The 15815-nt window shown below is 72.0% G+C and carries 18 protein-coding genes and 1 pseudogene; 13 read left to right on the top strand and 6 right to left on the bottom strand.

All coding sequences use genetic code 11. From position 1 onward, the window contains the following. Positions 1–360: 360 nt before the first annotated feature. Together AOK23_RS08880 and AOK23_RS08875 are read right to left on the bottom strand one after the other, a co-directional pair. The gene (locus tag AOK23_RS08880; RefSeq protein WP_055712203.1) at positions 361–987 is read right to left on the bottom strand and encodes a DUF998 domain-containing protein; all 627 of its coding nucleotides are present in this window, start codon (positions 985–987) and stop codon (positions 361–363) included. A 101-nt stretch (positions 988–1088) separates the two neighbouring features. Further along, the gene (locus tag AOK23_RS08875) at positions 1089–1583 is read right to left on the bottom strand and encodes a hypothetical protein (RefSeq protein WP_240496318.1); all 495 of its coding nucleotides are present in this window, start codon (positions 1581–1583) and stop codon (positions 1089–1091) included. 133 nt (positions 1584–1716) lie between these two features. On the opposite strand from AOK23_RS08875, the gene AOK23_RS08870 reads away from it, so the two are divergent. Both AOK23_RS08870 and AOK23_RS08865 read left to right on the top strand, forming a co-directional pair. Then, the gene (locus AOK23_RS08870; RefSeq protein WP_055712202.1) at positions 1717–2967 is read left to right on the top strand and encodes a sensor histidine kinase; all 1251 of its coding nucleotides are present in this window, start codon (positions 1717–1719) and stop codon (positions 2965–2967) included. Further along, a complete protein-coding gene (locus AOK23_RS08865; protein WP_055712201.1) occupies positions 2955–3599 on the top strand; it encodes a response regulator transcription factor in 645 nt (214 codons plus the stop codon). The genes AOK23_RS08870 and AOK23_RS08865 overlap by 13 nt, the downstream gene beginning before the upstream one ends. A gap of 276 nt (positions 3600–3875) precedes the next feature. On the opposite strand, the pseudogene AOK23_RS49565 reads toward AOK23_RS08865, so the two are convergent. Further along, a pseudogene (locus AOK23_RS49565) lies at positions 3876–3977 on the bottom strand (PRC-barrel domain containing protein); the annotation flags it as partial. A 273-nt stretch (positions 3978–4250) separates the two neighbouring features. Here AOK23_RS49565 and AOK23_RS08860 point away from each other — a divergent pair. The 4 genes from AOK23_RS08860 to AOK23_RS08845 all read left to right on the top strand — a co-directional run bounded on the left by AOK23_RS08860 (position 4251) and on the right by AOK23_RS08845 (position 6782). Beyond that, the gene (locus AOK23_RS08860) at positions 4251–4892 is read left to right on the top strand and encodes a DUF5994 family protein (RefSeq protein ID WP_055712200.1); all 642 of its coding nucleotides are present in this window, start codon (positions 4251–4253) and stop codon (positions 4890–4892) included. Positions 4893–4908: 16 nt separating this feature from the next. Beyond that, on the top strand, positions 4909–5175 hold the full coding sequence (locus AOK23_RS08855) for a hypothetical protein (protein ID WP_107102758.1): 267 nt from the start codon (positions 4909–4911) through the stop codon (positions 5173–5175). A gap of 522 nt (positions 5176–5697) precedes the next feature. Next, positions 5698–6105, top strand: a complete 408-nt coding sequence (locus tag AOK23_RS08850) for an STAS domain-containing protein (RefSeq protein WP_420823693.1) — start codon at positions 5698–5700, stop codon at positions 6103–6105. Then, entirely contained in the window at positions 6102–6782 is a 681-nt protein-coding gene (locus AOK23_RS08845) for a hypothetical protein (RefSeq protein ID WP_206336155.1), read from the top strand. The genes AOK23_RS08850 and AOK23_RS08845 overlap by 4 nt, the downstream gene beginning before the upstream one ends. 145 nt (positions 6783–6927) lie before the next feature. Here AOK23_RS08845 and AOK23_RS08840 read toward each other — a convergent pair whose 3' ends face one another. Further along, a complete protein-coding gene (locus AOK23_RS08840; protein ID WP_055712198.1) occupies positions 6928–7971 on the bottom strand; it encodes a fatty acid desaturase family protein in 1044 nt (347 codons plus the stop codon). A gap of 423 nt (positions 7972–8394) precedes the next feature. After that, positions 8395–9189 (bottom strand): hypothetical protein, encoded by a 795-nt coding sequence (locus tag AOK23_RS08835; RefSeq protein WP_055712197.1) that lies wholly within the window; start codon positions 9187–9189, stop codon positions 8395–8397. A gap of 175 nt (positions 9190–9364) precedes the next feature. Between AOK23_RS08835 and AOK23_RS08830 the strand changes: the two genes are divergently transcribed. The 6 genes from AOK23_RS08830 (at position 9365) to AOK23_RS48385 (ending at position 12352) form a co-directional block, all read left to right on the top strand. Continuing rightward, positions 9365–9796 (top strand): Asp23/Gls24 family envelope stress response protein, encoded by a 432-nt coding sequence (locus tag AOK23_RS08830; RefSeq protein ID WP_055712196.1) that lies wholly within the window; start codon positions 9365–9367, stop codon positions 9794–9796. Between the two features lie 38 nt (positions 9797–9834). Then, positions 9835–10062, top strand: coding sequence for a hypothetical protein (locus AOK23_RS08825; RefSeq protein WP_055712205.1), 228 nt, complete (start codon positions 9835–9837; stop codon positions 10060–10062). Next, positions 10059–10550 (top strand): hypothetical protein, encoded by a 492-nt coding sequence (locus AOK23_RS08820; RefSeq protein ID WP_055712195.1) that lies wholly within the window; start codon positions 10059–10061, stop codon positions 10548–10550. The genes AOK23_RS08825 and AOK23_RS08820 overlap by 4 nt, the downstream gene beginning before the upstream one ends. Then, entirely contained in the window at positions 10547–11293 is a 747-nt protein-coding gene (locus AOK23_RS08815) for a DUF6286 domain-containing protein (protein ID WP_055712194.1), read from the top strand. Before AOK23_RS08820 ends, AOK23_RS08815 begins: the two co-directional genes overlap by 4 nt. Before the next feature lie 10 nt (positions 11294–11303). Continuing rightward, positions 11304–11897 carry an alkaline shock response membrane anchor protein AmaP gene (amaP, locus tag AOK23_RS08810; RefSeq protein ID WP_055712193.1) on the top strand — a complete coding sequence of 198 codons (594 nt, stop codon included), beginning with the start codon at positions 11304–11306 and terminating at the stop codon, positions 11895–11897. A gap of 284 nt (positions 11898–12181) precedes the next feature. Next, the gene (locus AOK23_RS48385; RefSeq protein WP_169800285.1) at positions 12182–12352 is read left to right on the top strand and encodes a hypothetical protein; all 171 of its coding nucleotides are present in this window, start codon (positions 12182–12184) and stop codon (positions 12350–12352) included. 443 nt (positions 12353–12795) lie between these two features. On the opposite strand, the gene AOK23_RS08805 is transcribed toward AOK23_RS48385, so the two are convergent. Further along, complete coding sequence (locus tag AOK23_RS08805; RefSeq protein WP_055712192.1) at positions 12796–14064, bottom strand: ATP-binding protein; 1269 nt, start codon at positions 14062–14064, stop codon at positions 12796–12798. Between the two features lie 266 nt (positions 14065–14330). On the opposite strand from AOK23_RS08805, the gene AOK23_RS08800 reads away from it, so the two are divergent. Then, a partial coding sequence (locus tag AOK23_RS08800) for an ABC-F family ATP-binding cassette domain-containing protein (protein ID WP_055712191.1) occupies positions 14331–15815 on the top strand: 1485 nt, incomplete at its 3' end.

Here is a 15815-nt window from a genome sequence, read left to right as displayed (position 1 = left end):
CCCTCGGGTGGCCACGTCGCCCGCCGTGCCGGCGACGTGGCCACCCGAGGGCTGCTGACCGCGCGCCCGGGACCCGCTCATGTGCGGCCGCCCACGCCTTCGGCGCGGCGCTCCGCTTCTGGGAGCGCGTCGGCCACCCGCAACGCGGCACCCCGGAGACGGCCTCCCTCCGCGACGACTGCGAGACCCGACTCGTCCACGCCCTGGGAAAGAGACGCGTACGCCCGCGTCCTGCGGCAGACGACCAGGAACGACGCCCGCACCCTCATGATCTGGGCCTCCCAAGGGGGCCCGCTCCCGGACACTGACCGGGCCACGGGCTGGGCCTCCAGCCGGAGCCCTTGACCGGCTCGGCGGCCGTCACCGGCGTGACCCGGTCGCCTCAGGGTCGTCTCGGTCCGGCCGCGAGCCGGGATGACACAGGCAGGAGACCACGACCATGAAGGGCCACAGCGACTGGAAGGACGTCACGAAGCGTTCAGCGACACCGGCGGCCCCGTGATCGTTCGTCTCGATCACGAACCAGACCGCTCCGGCGCCCATCGCGGCGGTAGCCGCGAAGGAGGGCACGGGACGCAGTCCCCACGGTGCCGCTCCGCTGCGATCGGCGGCCAGAACGGGCCAGACCGCCAGGAGCGCGAAGCCGACCACGGTGGCTGAACCGTGGTGCAGGGAGCCCCCACTGCTCGGCGCCGGGAGCAGAGCCACCACGAACGCCGACACTCCACCGCCGCCCAGCGCCACCCGTCCGGCGAGCGCGGCCGCACGCAGCCCCCAGGCGGTCAGCAGATGGCACAGACCCAGGGCGAGCAGCGCCCCGGTCATCACCCAGAATCCCGGTGCCCCGTAGGCGGCCAGGACGCTGATCGTCTGCCTGGCAGGGTCGTAGGCGGGCCCCTCCAGGAGTGCCGCGACCGTCCAGCCGCCGATCAGCAGGACGGGTGCGCTCACCGACGGGAGCAGGGCCCACCTGGGCACAAGTCGCACCGGCTCACCGTAGGACGCTCCGGCACTCCACGCGGCGGCGCCGCGCCCACCGGGGCGGTTCCGCAACACGGACCGGGGAGGACGGCGGGTCAGTCCGTGCGTCAGGCGTCCGTGGGGCGGGTGTGCCCCCTTGCCGCCAGTACGGCGCACACCACCGCCAGCGGCAGCTCCGCGCCGAGCGCCATCGCCGCCGCCGCGACCTGATCCGCGCCCGGTGCCGCCGTCATCGCGTCGAACCAGGCGTCGACCACCAGCAGCGTGGCGGCGGCGGTGGCCGTGAGCGTGTGCAGGCGGTGGCCTTGTACGGCCAGCAGTCCCGTGGTGATCAGGGCCACGGCCTCCGCGGCGTCCAGGCCGATCCACACCGTGCGCCAGTTCGAGGCGACGGCCGCCGTGGGCAGCCCGTGGGCCAACACGACCAGCCAGGGCAGCAGAGCCAGCCCGCTGACGAGGAGGACGTGCTCCACCCGGCACCAGCGGCGCACCCGCCGCAGGGTCGACCCGCCCTCGACACCGGGTGGTTGACGGGTGATCAGCGCGCTCATCGGCTCGGACTCCTCGCATGCGGACTCCTCGCGTTCAGGGTTCTCCTCCATGCCCTCCAGCCTCGACCGCAGGGCGATCACAGTCAGTAACGCAGGTGTCCGTCCAGGGGTGGCACCAACTACACCTCCAAGACGGGCGATTACGCCATGGACCACCGCTGACCTCGGCACTTACCGTTCCCTCATGCACACAACCGCCCGCCTGCGGCGCGTGATCCTGTGGCCGTTCCAAGGCGCCGGACGTCCGGTCGCTTTCCTCGCCACCGGGGCCCTGATCCAGCTCGCCGCCCTGGTCGTCATGGCTCTGCCATGGATCTTCCTCGTCCCGGAGACATGGGCGGCGACCCTCCTCGCGGTTCTCGTCCCGCTCGCCGCCCTCGTGTCGGCCGGGCCGTCGTTGACCGAGGCGCAGCGCGGCCGCTTCCGTGCCCGTCTCGGTGTGCACATCCCTTCGCCGTACGAGGGCTCCCGCCCCTCGCTGCCCGAGTGGCTGCGTTCCCCGGCGGCCCGGCGGCAGCTCGGCTACCACCTGCTGTTCGGGCCGCTCCTGGCCCTGGCAGCGGTCTTCGTCCTCCTGATGTGGGCCGCGTCCGCCGTGGCCGCCTCGATCTATGTGTGGATCTGGCTCGTTCCGCCGGAGTCGCGCCTCGGCCAAGTCGGCTACACCGTCCTGGCCGCCTACATCACCGTCGCCGGAATCGCCCTGCTCTGCGCGGCGTCCTGGCTGTCCCGAGCCCTCGCCCGGCTCGACACCCGCACCGCCACGCTCCGGCTCGGGCCCAGCCGTGAGGAGCAGTTGGCGCGCCGTGTGGAGGACCTGGCCGAGAGCCGGGCGGGCCTGGTGGACACGGTCGACGCCGAACGGCGGCGTATCGAACGCGATCTGCACGACGGCGCCCAGCAGCGGCTGGTCTCCCTGGCGGTCAACCTCGGGCTGGCCAAGGCGACGCTCGGTGATCTGCCCGAGGACGCCCGTCGCGTCATCGACGAGGCGCACCGGGAGGCGAAGGAGGCGATGGAGGAGCTGAACGATCTGGTGCGCGGGCTGCACCCGGCCGTACTGGAGGACCGCGGCCTCGACGCCGCGATCTCGGGCATCGCGGCCCGGGCTCCCCTCCCGGTGGGGGTGACGGTGAACCTGCCGTCGCGCCCGGCGCCCGCGGTCGAGGCGGTCGCGTACTTCACCGTCTCCGAAGCGCTGACGAACGTGGTGAAGCACGCGCAGGCGTCCCGGGCCGAGGTCACGGTGGAGTGCCTCGGCGCGACCCTGGTCCTCGTCGTCAGCGACGACGGCGTGGGCGGCGCCGAACCCGTCGGCGGCACCGGGCTGGCCGGGCTGGCCAAGCGGGTCGCGTCGGTCGATGGCAGGCTGTCGGTCGACAGTCCCGTCGGGGGCCCGACCGTCCTGACCGTGGAGTTGCCGTGCGTGCCGTGATCGCCGAGGATTCCGTCCTGCTCCGGATCGGCGTGGTCAAGGTCCTGGAGATGGCCGGGTTCGAGGTGGCCGCCGAAGTGGCCGACGCCGAGGCGTTGTTGGCGGCGGTGGAGGAACACCGGCCGGCCATCGCGGTGGTGGACGTCCGGATGCCGCCCGGCTTCACGGACGAGGGAGTGCGCGCCGCGCTGGTCATCAGGCAGCAGTGGCCCGGGACGGCGGTACTGCTGCTCTCGCAGTACGTGGAGGAGCGGTACGCGGCCGACCTCCTCTCCGCCCACACGTCGGGGATCGGCTACCTGCTCAAGCAACGGGTCGCGGACGTCGAGGAGTTCGCCGACTCACTGCGGCAGGTGGCCAAGGGCGGCACCGTACTGGACCCGCAGGTCGTCTCCCAACTGCTGGTACGCCGCCACAGTGACCCGCTGGACCGGCTCACCCCCCGAGAACGCGAGGTCCTGGAGCTGATGGCGGGCGGACGGTCCAACGCCGGAATAGCCGCGCAGCTCGTCGTGAGCGAGAGCGCGGTGGCCAAACACATCAACAGCATCCTGGCCAAGCTCGACCTGCCGAAGACCGACGCGGACCACCGCCGGGTACTCGCCGTTCTACGCTTCCTCGGCGTGACCTGAGGCCTGAGGCCACGGACACGATCCGCACCTTCGACCGACAACACCTCCGGCCCGCACGCCCCTGGGCCCGACACAAGGCGCGTCGGCCGGGCATTCCCGACGCCCGCTCGGGCCAGGGAGGCAGCAGCGGCTCGATCAGCGCCCACAAGCGGGGCCGGACGATCTGCCAGGAGTCCAGGGCTCGGCAGAGGCCGGCGATCCCGTCCCTGGCTCCGGCGGGGAAAACGCCCCGAGGGCCGTCACGTTGCCTGAACAGACCGAGCCGGGGGCGGCGCCCCGGACGTAGTTCGGCCCGAGGACCGCGTCGTCAAGGGGGACGAAGACCAGCCGGTGGGGGGTGGGAAGTCCGGTCCGGACGGTGGCCATGGCCGATTCGTCGGCAAGTGCCGCCAGCCGCTCGCGGGGTGATGTTCGCCGTGTCCGTGGCCCCGTGAACAACGGTTCCGGGGATTCGGGGGAGTGGCCTGCGGGACCGGGTCTCCCCTAGGGGACCGGGTCTTCCGTCGGGCGGTGGCTGGTCCGTGGGGCTTGTTCGAGGAGTACGCTCGAAACTACCGAGGATATTTCGCACACCGGCTTTCAGGCTCGTGTCGTTTTCGGCGATCGAATACACCGGGCCGGTCGTGGTCGGCCCGGGGCAGGGTTCGCGCCATGACCGTGACCATTTCCCACCCGCCGACAGCCGAAGCCGCTGACCGTTTCTCCTCGTCGTCGTTCTCCTCGTCGTCGCCCCGCTTGTCGCTGGCCCCCGTCGGGGCCGCGCCGGCTCTGCTCGACGGGGCCTGGTGGCCCCGCTCCCGCGATCTAGGGGCGGAACTCCTCCCCCTGACGGCCGTACTGGACCCGCTGTGGGGGCGGATCACCCGGGTGACGGTGAATCCCGTCCACTGGCCGGTCGTCCCGCGCAAGGTGCCCGTCGCGGGGCACGTGGTGAAAGTGGGCTGGTTCCGGCCGGAGCAGGACCCGCACGAACTGTTGTTGCTCTCCTACCATGTGGGCCGCTGGAACCTCCTGGTGATCCCGCCGCAGACGCCCGCCGCATCGGCAGCCCGGCTGATGGCCGCCGCGTGCGACCCCCTGGGCACGTCGACCGCGAGCCGGTTGATGGAGGAGGAGGCGCGTCGCCTGCGGACGGTGGCGGAGACCGACCGGGCCGGGGAGGCGATCTGGGACTCCGAAGGGGGACGTGAGGCCGACCCCCGGGCCGCCCAGGCCGAACGGCCGCGCGTCCCGACCGTGACCGCTGTGACCACCAAGAGCGCCGCCATGACCGCAGCGATGCCGCATCAGTGATGGGAAGGTGAGAACCGTGGAGACATTCCTGACCGTGATCGTGATCATCGCGATGATCGCCTTCGGCGCGTTCCTCATCCTCCGGCTCAACTCACAGCACAGCGCCCGTATCGCCGCCTTCCACTACGGTCGCTCCAGGACGCCTGTCGCGGGACCGCCACCGTCGGCTCCGCGGAAGGCCCGTGACCGGGCGGGGACGACCGGCACGGGCCGTCAGCGTGACGCCGGACGTGGACGGCTCGGCCTCCGCCTCCGGCGTCGCACCCGTGAGGGAGCTGCGTGAGCCCCCGGCCGGACCGCCCGGACCGCATGCGCTCATAGGCCGCACGCCCATCGGAACCGGCTGAGCGGCAAGTGCGCGTACGCCGGGGACAGCGCGGCGAAACCGCCGAAGGCGGCGTCGACGCCGCAAGGTCCCAAGAACCGGCTGGGCCCCAAGAACCGGCTGGGCCGCAAGGCCCCCTCGGAACCGGCCGAAGCGGCCAATGTGACCCGCGCCCCCGGACTCCCCGGCAGGGCACCGCGGTTGAGGCGGCGGGGCAGAGGCGGCCGGGGGGACGACGAGACGTTCGACACCGCCGTCCGGTGCCCGGGACGGAACCCTTCCAGGTCACGATGCCCACCGGGCGCGCACCCTCCGTCCGGGGCGTTCCACGGCGCATCCCCGGACGTCCGATTCGCCGACGCTCTCGCCGACCGGCCTGAACGGAACGGTCGAATCACACGTCACCGCACCCACACCCCCGTACCGGCGGCACACCGCGCGTGGCCGGGCCCCGGCCCTGCCACGCGTAACCACCGACGTATGCCGAGAACCGAGGGAACCATGCCCCTGCCCCAGTTGGACGTCCACCGGCACGACCGCACCACCCGCGCGCTCGTCACCTTCTCGGGAGAGATCGACCTGGCCACCGTCCCGCTCGTGTACGCCGCACTGGCCGGATGCCTGCGCGACGGCGTCCTCAGCATCGATGTCGATCTCACGGCGGTCACCTTCTGCGACGTCAGTGGACTCAACGCGTTCCTCACGGCATCCCGGCTCGGCGCCGGCGCCGGCACCGGCACCGGAACGATCCTCCGGCTGCACCATCCGCCCCGGGCGATGGCCCGCCTCATCGAGTTGACCGGCTCCGGTTTCCTCCTCGACGCACACCATGCGGTCCGGCCGGCCCCACCCCGCCGGGCGCCGACCGTCGCGGGCGGTGCGCTGTGACCGCCCCTGCCCGCCGGGAGCCGCAGCGGGGTGCGGCGGGCACGGCGACTCCCGATCACGCGGTACGTCTGCGGCGACTGAACCGCTGGCAGGCCGAGACTCTGCGGGAGGACCTGGCGGACCTGTACGTGGAGTCGTCCCGTGCGCGGGCGGGCCGGGAGTACCGGAGCCGGGAGGCGTTTCTGCGGCGTCTGACCGGCGACATCAGGCGGCCCGGATTCGCCCTCCTGATCGCGGAGGACACGGCCTTCGCCGGGTGCGCCTACGGATTCCCCGTACCGCGCGAAGGGACCTGGTGGAGGGGGTTCGACGGGAACCTTCCCCAGGGCGTCGAACAACTCACCGCGTCCGGACACGTCTTCGCGATCACCGAGATCCTGGTGCACCCCCACTGCGGCGACGGCGACCTCGCCCGCCGGCTTCAGCAACGCCTGCTCGGCGACAATCACGCCTCGCTCGGGGCGACCCTGGTCGACCCGGCCGACGCTCCGGCCCGCGACGCCTTCCTGTCGTGGGGATGGCAGGACATCGGGGCGGTCCACCGTCAGTCGGATCCCACCGTTCACCGGCTGTCGGCCCCAGTGCCGCTGAGGGCCATGGTCCTTCCCCTCGGACCCCACACGGCTGCCCACCCGGACGGCCTCGCCCACGAGAACCGCACCCAGCGCCCCGACTGACGACCGCCGCCGGGCCCGGCTCCGTCGTGCGATGCACCGCACGCCGCACGCCGCACGCCGCACGCCGCACGCCGCACGCCGCACGCCGCTCGCCGTGGGGCGAGCGGCGAGCGGCGGGTCCGGCAAACCTTTACCGGTCAGGGCCCTAGGCAGGGACGCGCGCGTGCCGCAGCGGTGCTCCCGCCTGGTGGAGACTGGCGAGGGCCAGCCGGTAGGAGGTGAGCAGCCCGGTCTCCGCGTAGTCGACGTCCAGTTCCTGGCAGTGGCGCCGCACGATGGCCCGGGCCCGGCGCAGGTTGGGGCTGGGCATGCTGGGGAAGAGGTGGTGCTCGATCTGGTGGTTCAGCCCGCCCAGTGCGATGTCCGTGAACAGGCCGCCGCGCACGTTGCGTGAGGTGAGCACCTGGCGGCGGAGGAAGTCCGGGCGGTCCTTGCCGGTCAGGATCGGCATGCCCTTGTGGTTGGGCGCGAAGAGGGAGCCGAGGTAGAGGCCGAACAGGCCCTGGTGGACGGCGATGAAGGCGATCGCCATGGTGGGCGGCAGCAGCCACAGCAGCACGGTCAGATAGACCGCGAAGTGCGCGAACAGCAGGGCGCCGTCGAGTGTCCGGTGCTTGAGCGAGCGATTGGCCAGCGCCTTCACGCTCGACACGTGCAGGTTGAAGCCCTCCAGCGTGAGCAGCGGGAAGAACAGGAACGCCTGCCAGCGGCCGATCAGACGGGGGAGCCCCCTGGCGGCCCGGGCCTGCTCCTGGGACCAGACCAGCAGGTCGGGGTCGAGGTCGGGGTCGAGTTCGTCATGGTTGGGGTTGGCGTGGTGACGGGTGTGCTTGTCCTGCCACCACCCGTAGCCCATCCCGATCCCGGTACCGGCGATCCGTCCGGACACCTCGCTGGCCCGGCGCAGGCGGAACACCTGGCGATGGGCCGCGTCATGGGCGAGCAGGGCGACCTGGCCGAAGACCACGGCCAGGAAGGCGGCGACCGCCAGGGTCCACCAACTGTCGCCGACGAGCGCGACGGCGGCCCACCCACTGACGTAGAGCCCGGCCACCGCGGCGATCCGCAGTGCGTAGTAGCCGGGGCGGCGTCCCAGCAGGCCGGCATCGGCGATCTTTCTCGACAATCGGGCGAAGTCACTGCCGGACGCCTTCGAGAACGGGAGGCCGGCCGTCGTGGTGCTGCTCATGATGATGAAGCTCTTCTCCGAAGGAGGCAGATGGCTCGGCGCCGCCTTGGGAACCGCTGAGACCGGGCCGCTGGGAGGAAGGCGCTTCTCCGCGGCGGGAAGCGCGTCGCGCGACCGCGGAGAGAGGACGACGTCTGCTTCGCCGGCCGCAGCCGCGCAGACCTCCTGTCTGGGCACGGGTTCCCTGCAAGGGAGGTCTCACACCGTGCCGGGGCAGGGCTTCCGCAACGATCCGCGCCTTTCCGCGGCGGAACGACGCCGACCGGTGACGCGCGCCCCCGAGGCCCGTACGGGACGCCCCCCGCTCGGCTGAGCGGGGTGAGCGGGCCGGAGCCGGGGCGACGGCGAGGCGGTCGGCGCCTCAGCACCCCACGGCCGTGGACGGCACCTGCCAAGCTCCCCCAGCTCGTCGAGCACGGGGACCTACACCCATGTCTCCGTGATGAGGACGGCGACGGTGACCGGGCCCGTCGCGTCACCGGCGGCCGCGGCGGCCACGGCCTTCCGGACGGCGCGGGCGACGTGCAGTGGATGGTGTCCGGAGGCGACCGCGAAGTGGATCTCGACGTGTCGGCGGGGCGGATCGACATGGTCATCCACCCTGACCGGACGGCTTCCCAGCACGGCGGTGAGGCGGGCGACGCCCGGAACCCCCGTCGCGACATCCGCGATCTCCCCGGCCGGCCCCTGCCCGGGCCCCGTTCCCGTCACCGGGCGCGAGCCGCGCGCGGCTGCGCCCTCCGGCGCCGGCCTCATGGCCCTCGTCGCGGCCCGCGAAACATCAGCCCTCGCGCCCTCCTCAGCCCTCGGGCTCTCATCCGGGCTCTCATGGAGATCCGAGATCCGCAGATCGGCTGTCGCGGTGGCCAGGCCGAGCCGTTCGGAGGCCGTGTGGAGCAGCGCGCTCCTCAACTGGTCGGCGGCCTCGGGCAGCGGCTGCCCGAGGGATGCCGTGAAGGCGGCCTCGATCCTGAGCGGGCCAGGCGATAGCGCGCTGGCAGGTGGGGGGACGGCCGGTTGGGACGCGGGCTCCAGCGGTGCCGGCCCCACGCGCAGGGCCCCGAGCCGGACACCGGGAACCTCCGCGGCCGCGTGCCCGAGGGCCCGTACGGCGGCCTGCTCGGTGATCCATGCCCCGTCCTCGGGCCCGCCGAGCGGCAGCAGTCGGCCCAGAGCGAGCTGGTTCCGTACCGCCTGCGTCCACGTGTCGGTTCTCACCGCCCTCTCACCCTCCTTCTTCCGCGGCCGCTGTTCCTGTCCGGTGTCTTCAGGCTTCCTGTCCGATCACCAGCCCACTTCGCCGCAGAATTCGTAAATCAGGGCAAGTGCTACTAAAACGAATATACTTGTATCCATGAGTGCTGTGTGAGTCTCACGACGGAGGAACATCCCGATGACGGAGAACACCGGCGTAGGACACGGTGGTGCGCCCGGTTCGCGCGGCCGGACATCCATCGCCGACGTGGTTGTGGAGAAGATCGCCGGAATGGCGGCACGGGACGTGCTCGGCGTCCATGCCCTGGGCAGCGGCTTCGCGCGCTCGATGGGATCCATGCGGGAGCGGATGCCTGGCGCCGGCAGCGGCAAGTCCGTCACTCGCGGCGTCGAGGTCGAGGTCGGCGAGCAGCAGGCGGCCATCGACCTGGAGATCGTCGTCGACTACGGCGTCTCGATCACGGACGTCGCCGGTGAGGTGCGGGAGAACGTGATCTCCGCCGTGGAGCGCATGGCGGGTCGAGAGGTCGTGGAAGTCAACATCTCGGTCAGCGACGTGAAGCTGCCGGACGAGGAGGACGAAGAAGCAGAGCGGCAGCGGGTCCAGTAGCCGGGGCGGAGCAGCCCGCTTGAATGAAGGAGCGCGTGATGAGCAGGGCCGTGGTGGGCTTGATGGCCGGAATGGCGCTGGGTTTCGCCGCGTACTTCGGTGACTTCTGGGCTTTCCTGCTGGTGCTGGGGCTGGGCGTCGTCGGTCTCGTGGTCGGCCGGCTCATGGAAGGTGATCTCGAACCGGGCGACTTCGTCCGCCGCCGGGACCGACAGGAGCGGATCAGCGGTGACCGGCGACGGGCCCGGGAAGACTGGCGACGGTGACCGGTGAGGCAGGCCCGCGTCCAGGCGTCCCCCGCAGGGAGCGCGGCGCGATCACCGTCGCCGACCGGGTCGTGGCGAAGACCGCTGCCCGGGTCGCGCGCGAGGCGCTGAGCCGGTTCACCGAGTCGACCGGCCACGTACCACCCGGCCGCAGGACACCGCACGTGACCACATCCGTGCGACGGGCCCCGGAACGGGAGACCCAGCGACGGGACACCCAGGGGCGGGACACCCAGGGGCGGGACACCGAGGGGCGGGACACGGAGCCCGCCGCAGGACGGCAGGCGGTGCTCGGCGAGGCACAGGTGCACATCACCGTCGAACTCGGCTATCCGTCCGACATCGGGGCACAGTGCGCCGCGGTGCGCCGGGAGGTCACCGAACGGCTCAGGACCTGGGCCGGCATGGAGGTGTCCGACCTGGTGGTGTCGGTCGAGAGGTTGCACTCGGTGCATGCGCGGCGCTCGGGCCAGGAGAGGGTGAGATGAGCGCGAACACCTGGCGGCAGCCGACCGGCGACAGCGGCCCTCCCTTCCATTCCGGACCGGCCGCTCCGCCTTCCGACGGATCGACGCCTCCGTCCGCCGCCGACGGCAGCCCGGGACCGGAGGAGAAGACGGGCGCGGACGGGAAGACGGGCGCGGACGGGAAGACGGCGAGGGACGAAGCAGGCCGGCCATCGCGCCGATTCTGGTCGGCGCGGCGGCTCCCCGCGGCCTTGGCGGCCCTGCTGTGCGCCGCGGCCGTCGGACTGCTCCTGTACGACGTGGTCGCGGTGCGGGCAGGCCGGACCGCGATGAGCTGGCGACGGCGCCTCGCCGACGAACTGGCCACACGACCACTGGACGACACCTGGATGATCGTCGGTGCCGCCGTGGCGATGGTCCTCGGCCTGTGGCTCTTCCTGCTGGCGGTCACGCCGGGCCTGCGCAGGCTGCTCCCCATGCGCAGGCCCACCGGTATCCCCCGGACGGAGGAGGTCCGCGCCGGGCTCGACCGCCGCGCGGCCGCCCTGATTCTGCGTGACCGGGCCATGCGGGTACCCGGTGTCCGGTCGGTGCAGGTCGCTGTCGGCCGCCGCAAGGTCAAGGCCCGGGCACGGGCACATTTCCGCGAACTCGAGGAGGTCCGCAGGGACCTGGACGCCACGCTCGGGGAAACCCTGACGTCCTTGCGTCTCGCCCGGCGCCCCACGCTGACCGTGCGCGTCCGGCGCCCGAGGAAGGACTGAGGCGATCCTGATGCTCAAGACAGTGAACCGGGTGCTGCTGGGACTTCTCGGCCTCGGACTGTTCGCCCTGGGCGGCGGCGTACTGCTGGGCGGGCTGGACCTGCAGCGCCACTGGGACTTCGGGATGCCGGGCTGGTGGCCCTTCCGCGGGCCGGGCGACGTGGTGCTGGGCGTCGAGGGACGCACCCGGTGGCGGGAGGAGGGCTGGTGGTGGCCGACCGTCATCGCGGTGCTCGCCGTGCTGCTGGTCCTGCTGCTGTGGTGGCTCCTCGCGCAACGCGGACACCGCCTGGGCCAGGTGCTCGTCGACAGCGAGGACGGTGAGGCGTCCCGGCTCAACGGCCGCACCCTGGAAGGCGTCATCGAGGAGGAGGCGCAGGCCCTGGACGGGGTCTCGCGGGCCCATGTACGGCTGGCGGGCCGACGTACCGCTCCCACCGCACGCGTACGGCTGATGCTGGAGCCCCACGCCGATCCAGCGCTGACCCTGGGGCGACTGAGCCGGGAAACGCTCGCACAGGCACGGGACTCGGCCGGCCTGGACCGCCTCCCCTCGAAGGTCCGACTCCGGGAGGTCCGCCACCGCGCCCGACGCACCGCCTGAGGAACGCCCCCGGCCGAAGCCGCACGGGCCATCGGCGCGAGGCGTCCAGGACTCCTGGACCTCCTCCTGGACCTCCTGGAGCCGAACGCCCTGGCATACGGCGGACCGAACGAACCGCACGCTGCCCGCCGCACCCGCTTCGCGATCGGCGTGCTCGCGGGGGCGCCGGCCATCGTTCGTCGTCGCCCTCACCGATGTGCCCTACCGACCCCAGGGTTCTCAGGTCCCTCCGTAGCCGGGAGACCGCGCAGATCCCGTGGTTCCCGCCCAGGAGGCGTCCCGTCATGGTCCTCTTCCCGACCCTGCTCGTCGCCGGAATCGCTCTGGTCGCCATCGGCGCGACCATCGACGGTGCGCTCTACCTGATGTCCGTCGGCGTACTGCTTCTCATCGCCGATCTGGTCTACCTGGTGGCCCGCTCCATCTGGCGCTCCCCCCGGCATACGGCGCGCTGACCGGCTCCGGTCCCCGGCCGCCCAGGACCAGTCCGGGCCCGACCCGCTCGGCACGTCATGGCGGACCTCGAACGGTGCGACGACCACGAAGTCCCGCCCGGCCATGAAGCGCCAACGACCCCGGCGTATACACACCGGGGTCGCCCTTCCGGGCCGGTCGCACGTGAGAGTGTGCCAACCCGCTTTCATGCTACATCTGGTGCACATTACGAGCATTACGAAGCATTACGATCATTACGGGCATTCGGCGTTTCGCGGTCCGCACGGCGCAGCGAAACGTGGTGCGGCCCTCCACCACGGCCCCTCCTCGACCGTGCGAGGGATTCCCGCTTCGCCGCGGCCATCGCCTGCGTGCTGGTGGTACGTGCTGGTGGTGGCCGAGGACGCCGAGGCTGTCGGCATGGAACAGGCGCCGAGAAGTCCGCGCCTCCAGGGCGGGGACGTCAGAGGCGGGCGTACTGCTCCGTCTGTTCGGCGAACTCCTGGGCCACGGTGGCGCTGACCGTGGGCTGCGTGTCGCGGATCGTGTCCAGGTAGTCGTGCGTGGAGGGGAGGACGCGGGTTCCGGTATCGAAGGTGCGCTCGAATCCGGCCTGGGAGACGGTTCGTGCCACGTGGGCGATGTCGGCCGGTGTGAAACCTTCGCTGGCGGACGCGAGCGCCTCTTTGTCGGCCTTCGCGCCCGCTCGTGTCAGGTAGCTCTCCCACAGCGCGGTCCTGGCGCGGTGGTCGGGAGGGCCGAGCGGCAGTACGTAGTCGAAGCGGCCGTGCCGCAGGAACGCGGAGTCGAGCGTGGTCACGTTGTTCGTGGCGCAGACGAGCAGCCGCCCGTCCTGCCTGCGGAACCGGACGATCGCCTTGAGCAGCTCGTTGACGACGCCGACCGCGGTCGCGTCCGCGCCGCTACGTGCGCCGGCGACCTCCTCGACCTCATCGATGAACACCAGGACGTGGTCGAGCCGGGATATCTCGTCGAAGCGCCGGCTCAGCCCGCTCGCCAGGCCGTACTCGGCGGCCAGACGCGCGGGGAACAGCTCGAGGAAGGGCCATCCCAGGCGGCTGGCGATCGCGTGCGCGAAGGTGCTCTTGCCGGTCCCGGGCGGACCGAACAGCATCACCGCGCGCGGCAGTTCCACACCGTGCTCCGCGGCCAGTCCGGGATGGGCCAGTGGCAGGACCAGACGGCGCTCGATGAGCTGCTTCTCCTTCTGCATGCCCGCGACCTTCTGCCACAGTCCGCCGGGCGGCAGCTCCGCTCCGAGCGAGGAGAGCATGTCGGCCGCCTGCCGGGGCACCGGTCCGCGCTTCTCGAAGAGGACCAGGCCCGATCGGGTGCCGAACTCGCAGTTACGCAGCGCGGTGGCACCGGTCTCCCCCTCGGGCAGGGCGGCGTGGACCGCGCGGACACCGTCGGTGAAAAGCCGTCGCTCAAGGGCCGTGATCAGGGCGCTGCCCAGCCCCTGGTGCCGCCAGGCAGGTGTCATGCAGATGCGCAGGATCCACGCCCGGTCACCCTCCACCCTGCTCACCGCGGCGCCGACGACCACGTCGTTCGCCGTGGCCACCACAGCGGGGTGGAGGGCCTGGAGGGCCGTCACGGCGTCCGAGAGCGGGAAGAGGGCCGGTTCTTCGGTCGTGCCGCTCTCCACGTCGACACGGAGGACTCCCTCGAGATCGTCCGGGGAGTAGTCCCGGACCCGCCAACCCGTCATGACCAGCTCCGTGTGTTCGGCCGTGTTCCCATCATCGGCCGCAGAGTGGGGTGCGCGCGCGGCAAGCCCCGGCCCGGTCGAGCGGGACCGCGCCACTCGATCAGCAGGAGGGGCGTCGTCCGTCGGACGCCGCCTGGTGGCCGGTCATCCGCACCGGTTGGCGAGACGCAGCGTCTTGCCTAAATGACGCACGAGGGTTACGGTGTGGCAGATACAAGACGAGACGTCTCGTCTCTATCTATGTCATCCAGGAAAGAGGACACCACTTGTTCCGTGCTCCCGCGGCACCCTCGGTCCGTACTGCCGTCTCCCAGCTCACCGTCACTGATGTCAGCAAGCGCTACGGCCATCACCCGGTCCTGGACCGCGTGTCCTTCTCCGTCCGGCCCGGGGAGAAGGTGGGGGTCATCGGGGACAACGGCTCCGGCAAGTCCACACTGCTACGGCTGCTCTCCGGCGCCGTACAGCCCGACAACGGAGAGGTCAGCGTCATCGCCCCCGGCGGTAGAGGGCATTTGGCGCAGGCCCTCGATCTGCCTGACACGGCGTGCGTCGGTGACGCCGTCGATCTGGCGCTGGCCGAACTGCGCGCCCTGGAACAACGGATGCGAGCGGCCGGTGCCGCGCTCGACGGGGCCGACCCGGCCGCGTACGACCGGTACGCCGCGATCGAGGCGGAATTCGAGGCACGCGGCGGATACGACGCGGACCGCCGGGTCGACGTTGCCCTGCGTCACCTCGGTGAGCCGACCGGGCTGGACCGTACGCGGCGGCTCGGCACGCTCTCCGGCGGCCAACGCTCCCGCCTCGCCCTGGCCGCGACGCTCGCCTCGGCCCCCGAGTTGCTGTTGCTCGACGAGCCCACCAACGACCTGGACGACGAGGCCGTGGCCTGGCTGGAGGAGCGGCTCCGCGCCCACCGGGGCACACTCGTCGCCGTCACCCACGACCGGGTGTTCCTCGACCGGGTCACCGACGCGATTCTGGAGGTCGACCACTCCACGTGCTCCGTACGCCGCTACGGCGACGGCTACACGGGCTACCTCACCGCCAAGTCCGCCGAACGCGCCCGACAGCACCGGGAGTACGAGGAGTGGCGTACCGAGGTGACGCGCCAGTCCCGGCTCGCCGACTCCCACATCGGACGCCTCGACGCGATCCCGCGTAAGGGGCCGTGGGCGTTCAGCGGCGCGGGCGCGTTCAGGGCCCGCTCGCGGGCCCACGGCGCCATGAGCCGCATCCGCAACGCGCGCGAGCGGTTGCAGCGGCTCACCGAGAATCCGGTGTCCGCGCCTCCTGAGCCGCTACGGTTCTCGGCGGACATCGCGGGGGCGGCGGACCGCGCGGTGGAAGTGGCGGAGCTGCGCGTTCCAGGCCGCCTGGTACTGGACTCGCTCCATGTTCCGGCCGGAGGCCGGCTGCTGGTGACCGGCCCCAACGGCGCGGGCAAGTCCACCCTCCTGCGGGTCCTCGCGGGCGAGTTGACGCCGGAGCCGGGCGCGACGGTACGGCGACCCGCTCGGGTCGGGTTCCTGCGCCAGGTAACAGCGCCCACCTCCCCCGAGGAAGCGAGCCGACCACTGCTCACGGCCCTCGGGGAGGACCGCGCCGACGCGCTGCTCGCTCTGGGCCTCTTCCGCGAAGCCGACCTGGCCCGGCCCGTACGGGACCTCTCCACCGGACAGCGCCGCCGCCTCGAACTCGCCCGCCTGGTCACAGGCGCGCACGATCTGCTGCTGCTCGACGAGCCG

Origin of the sequence: Streptomyces torulosus, assembly GCF_001419765.1 — a bacterium.
In the GTDB taxonomy this organism is placed as follows: domain Bacteria; phylum Actinomycetota; class Actinomycetes; order Streptomycetales; family Streptomycetaceae; genus Streptomyces; species Streptomyces torulosus.
This window is presented reverse-complemented; position numbering and strand designations above follow the sequence as displayed.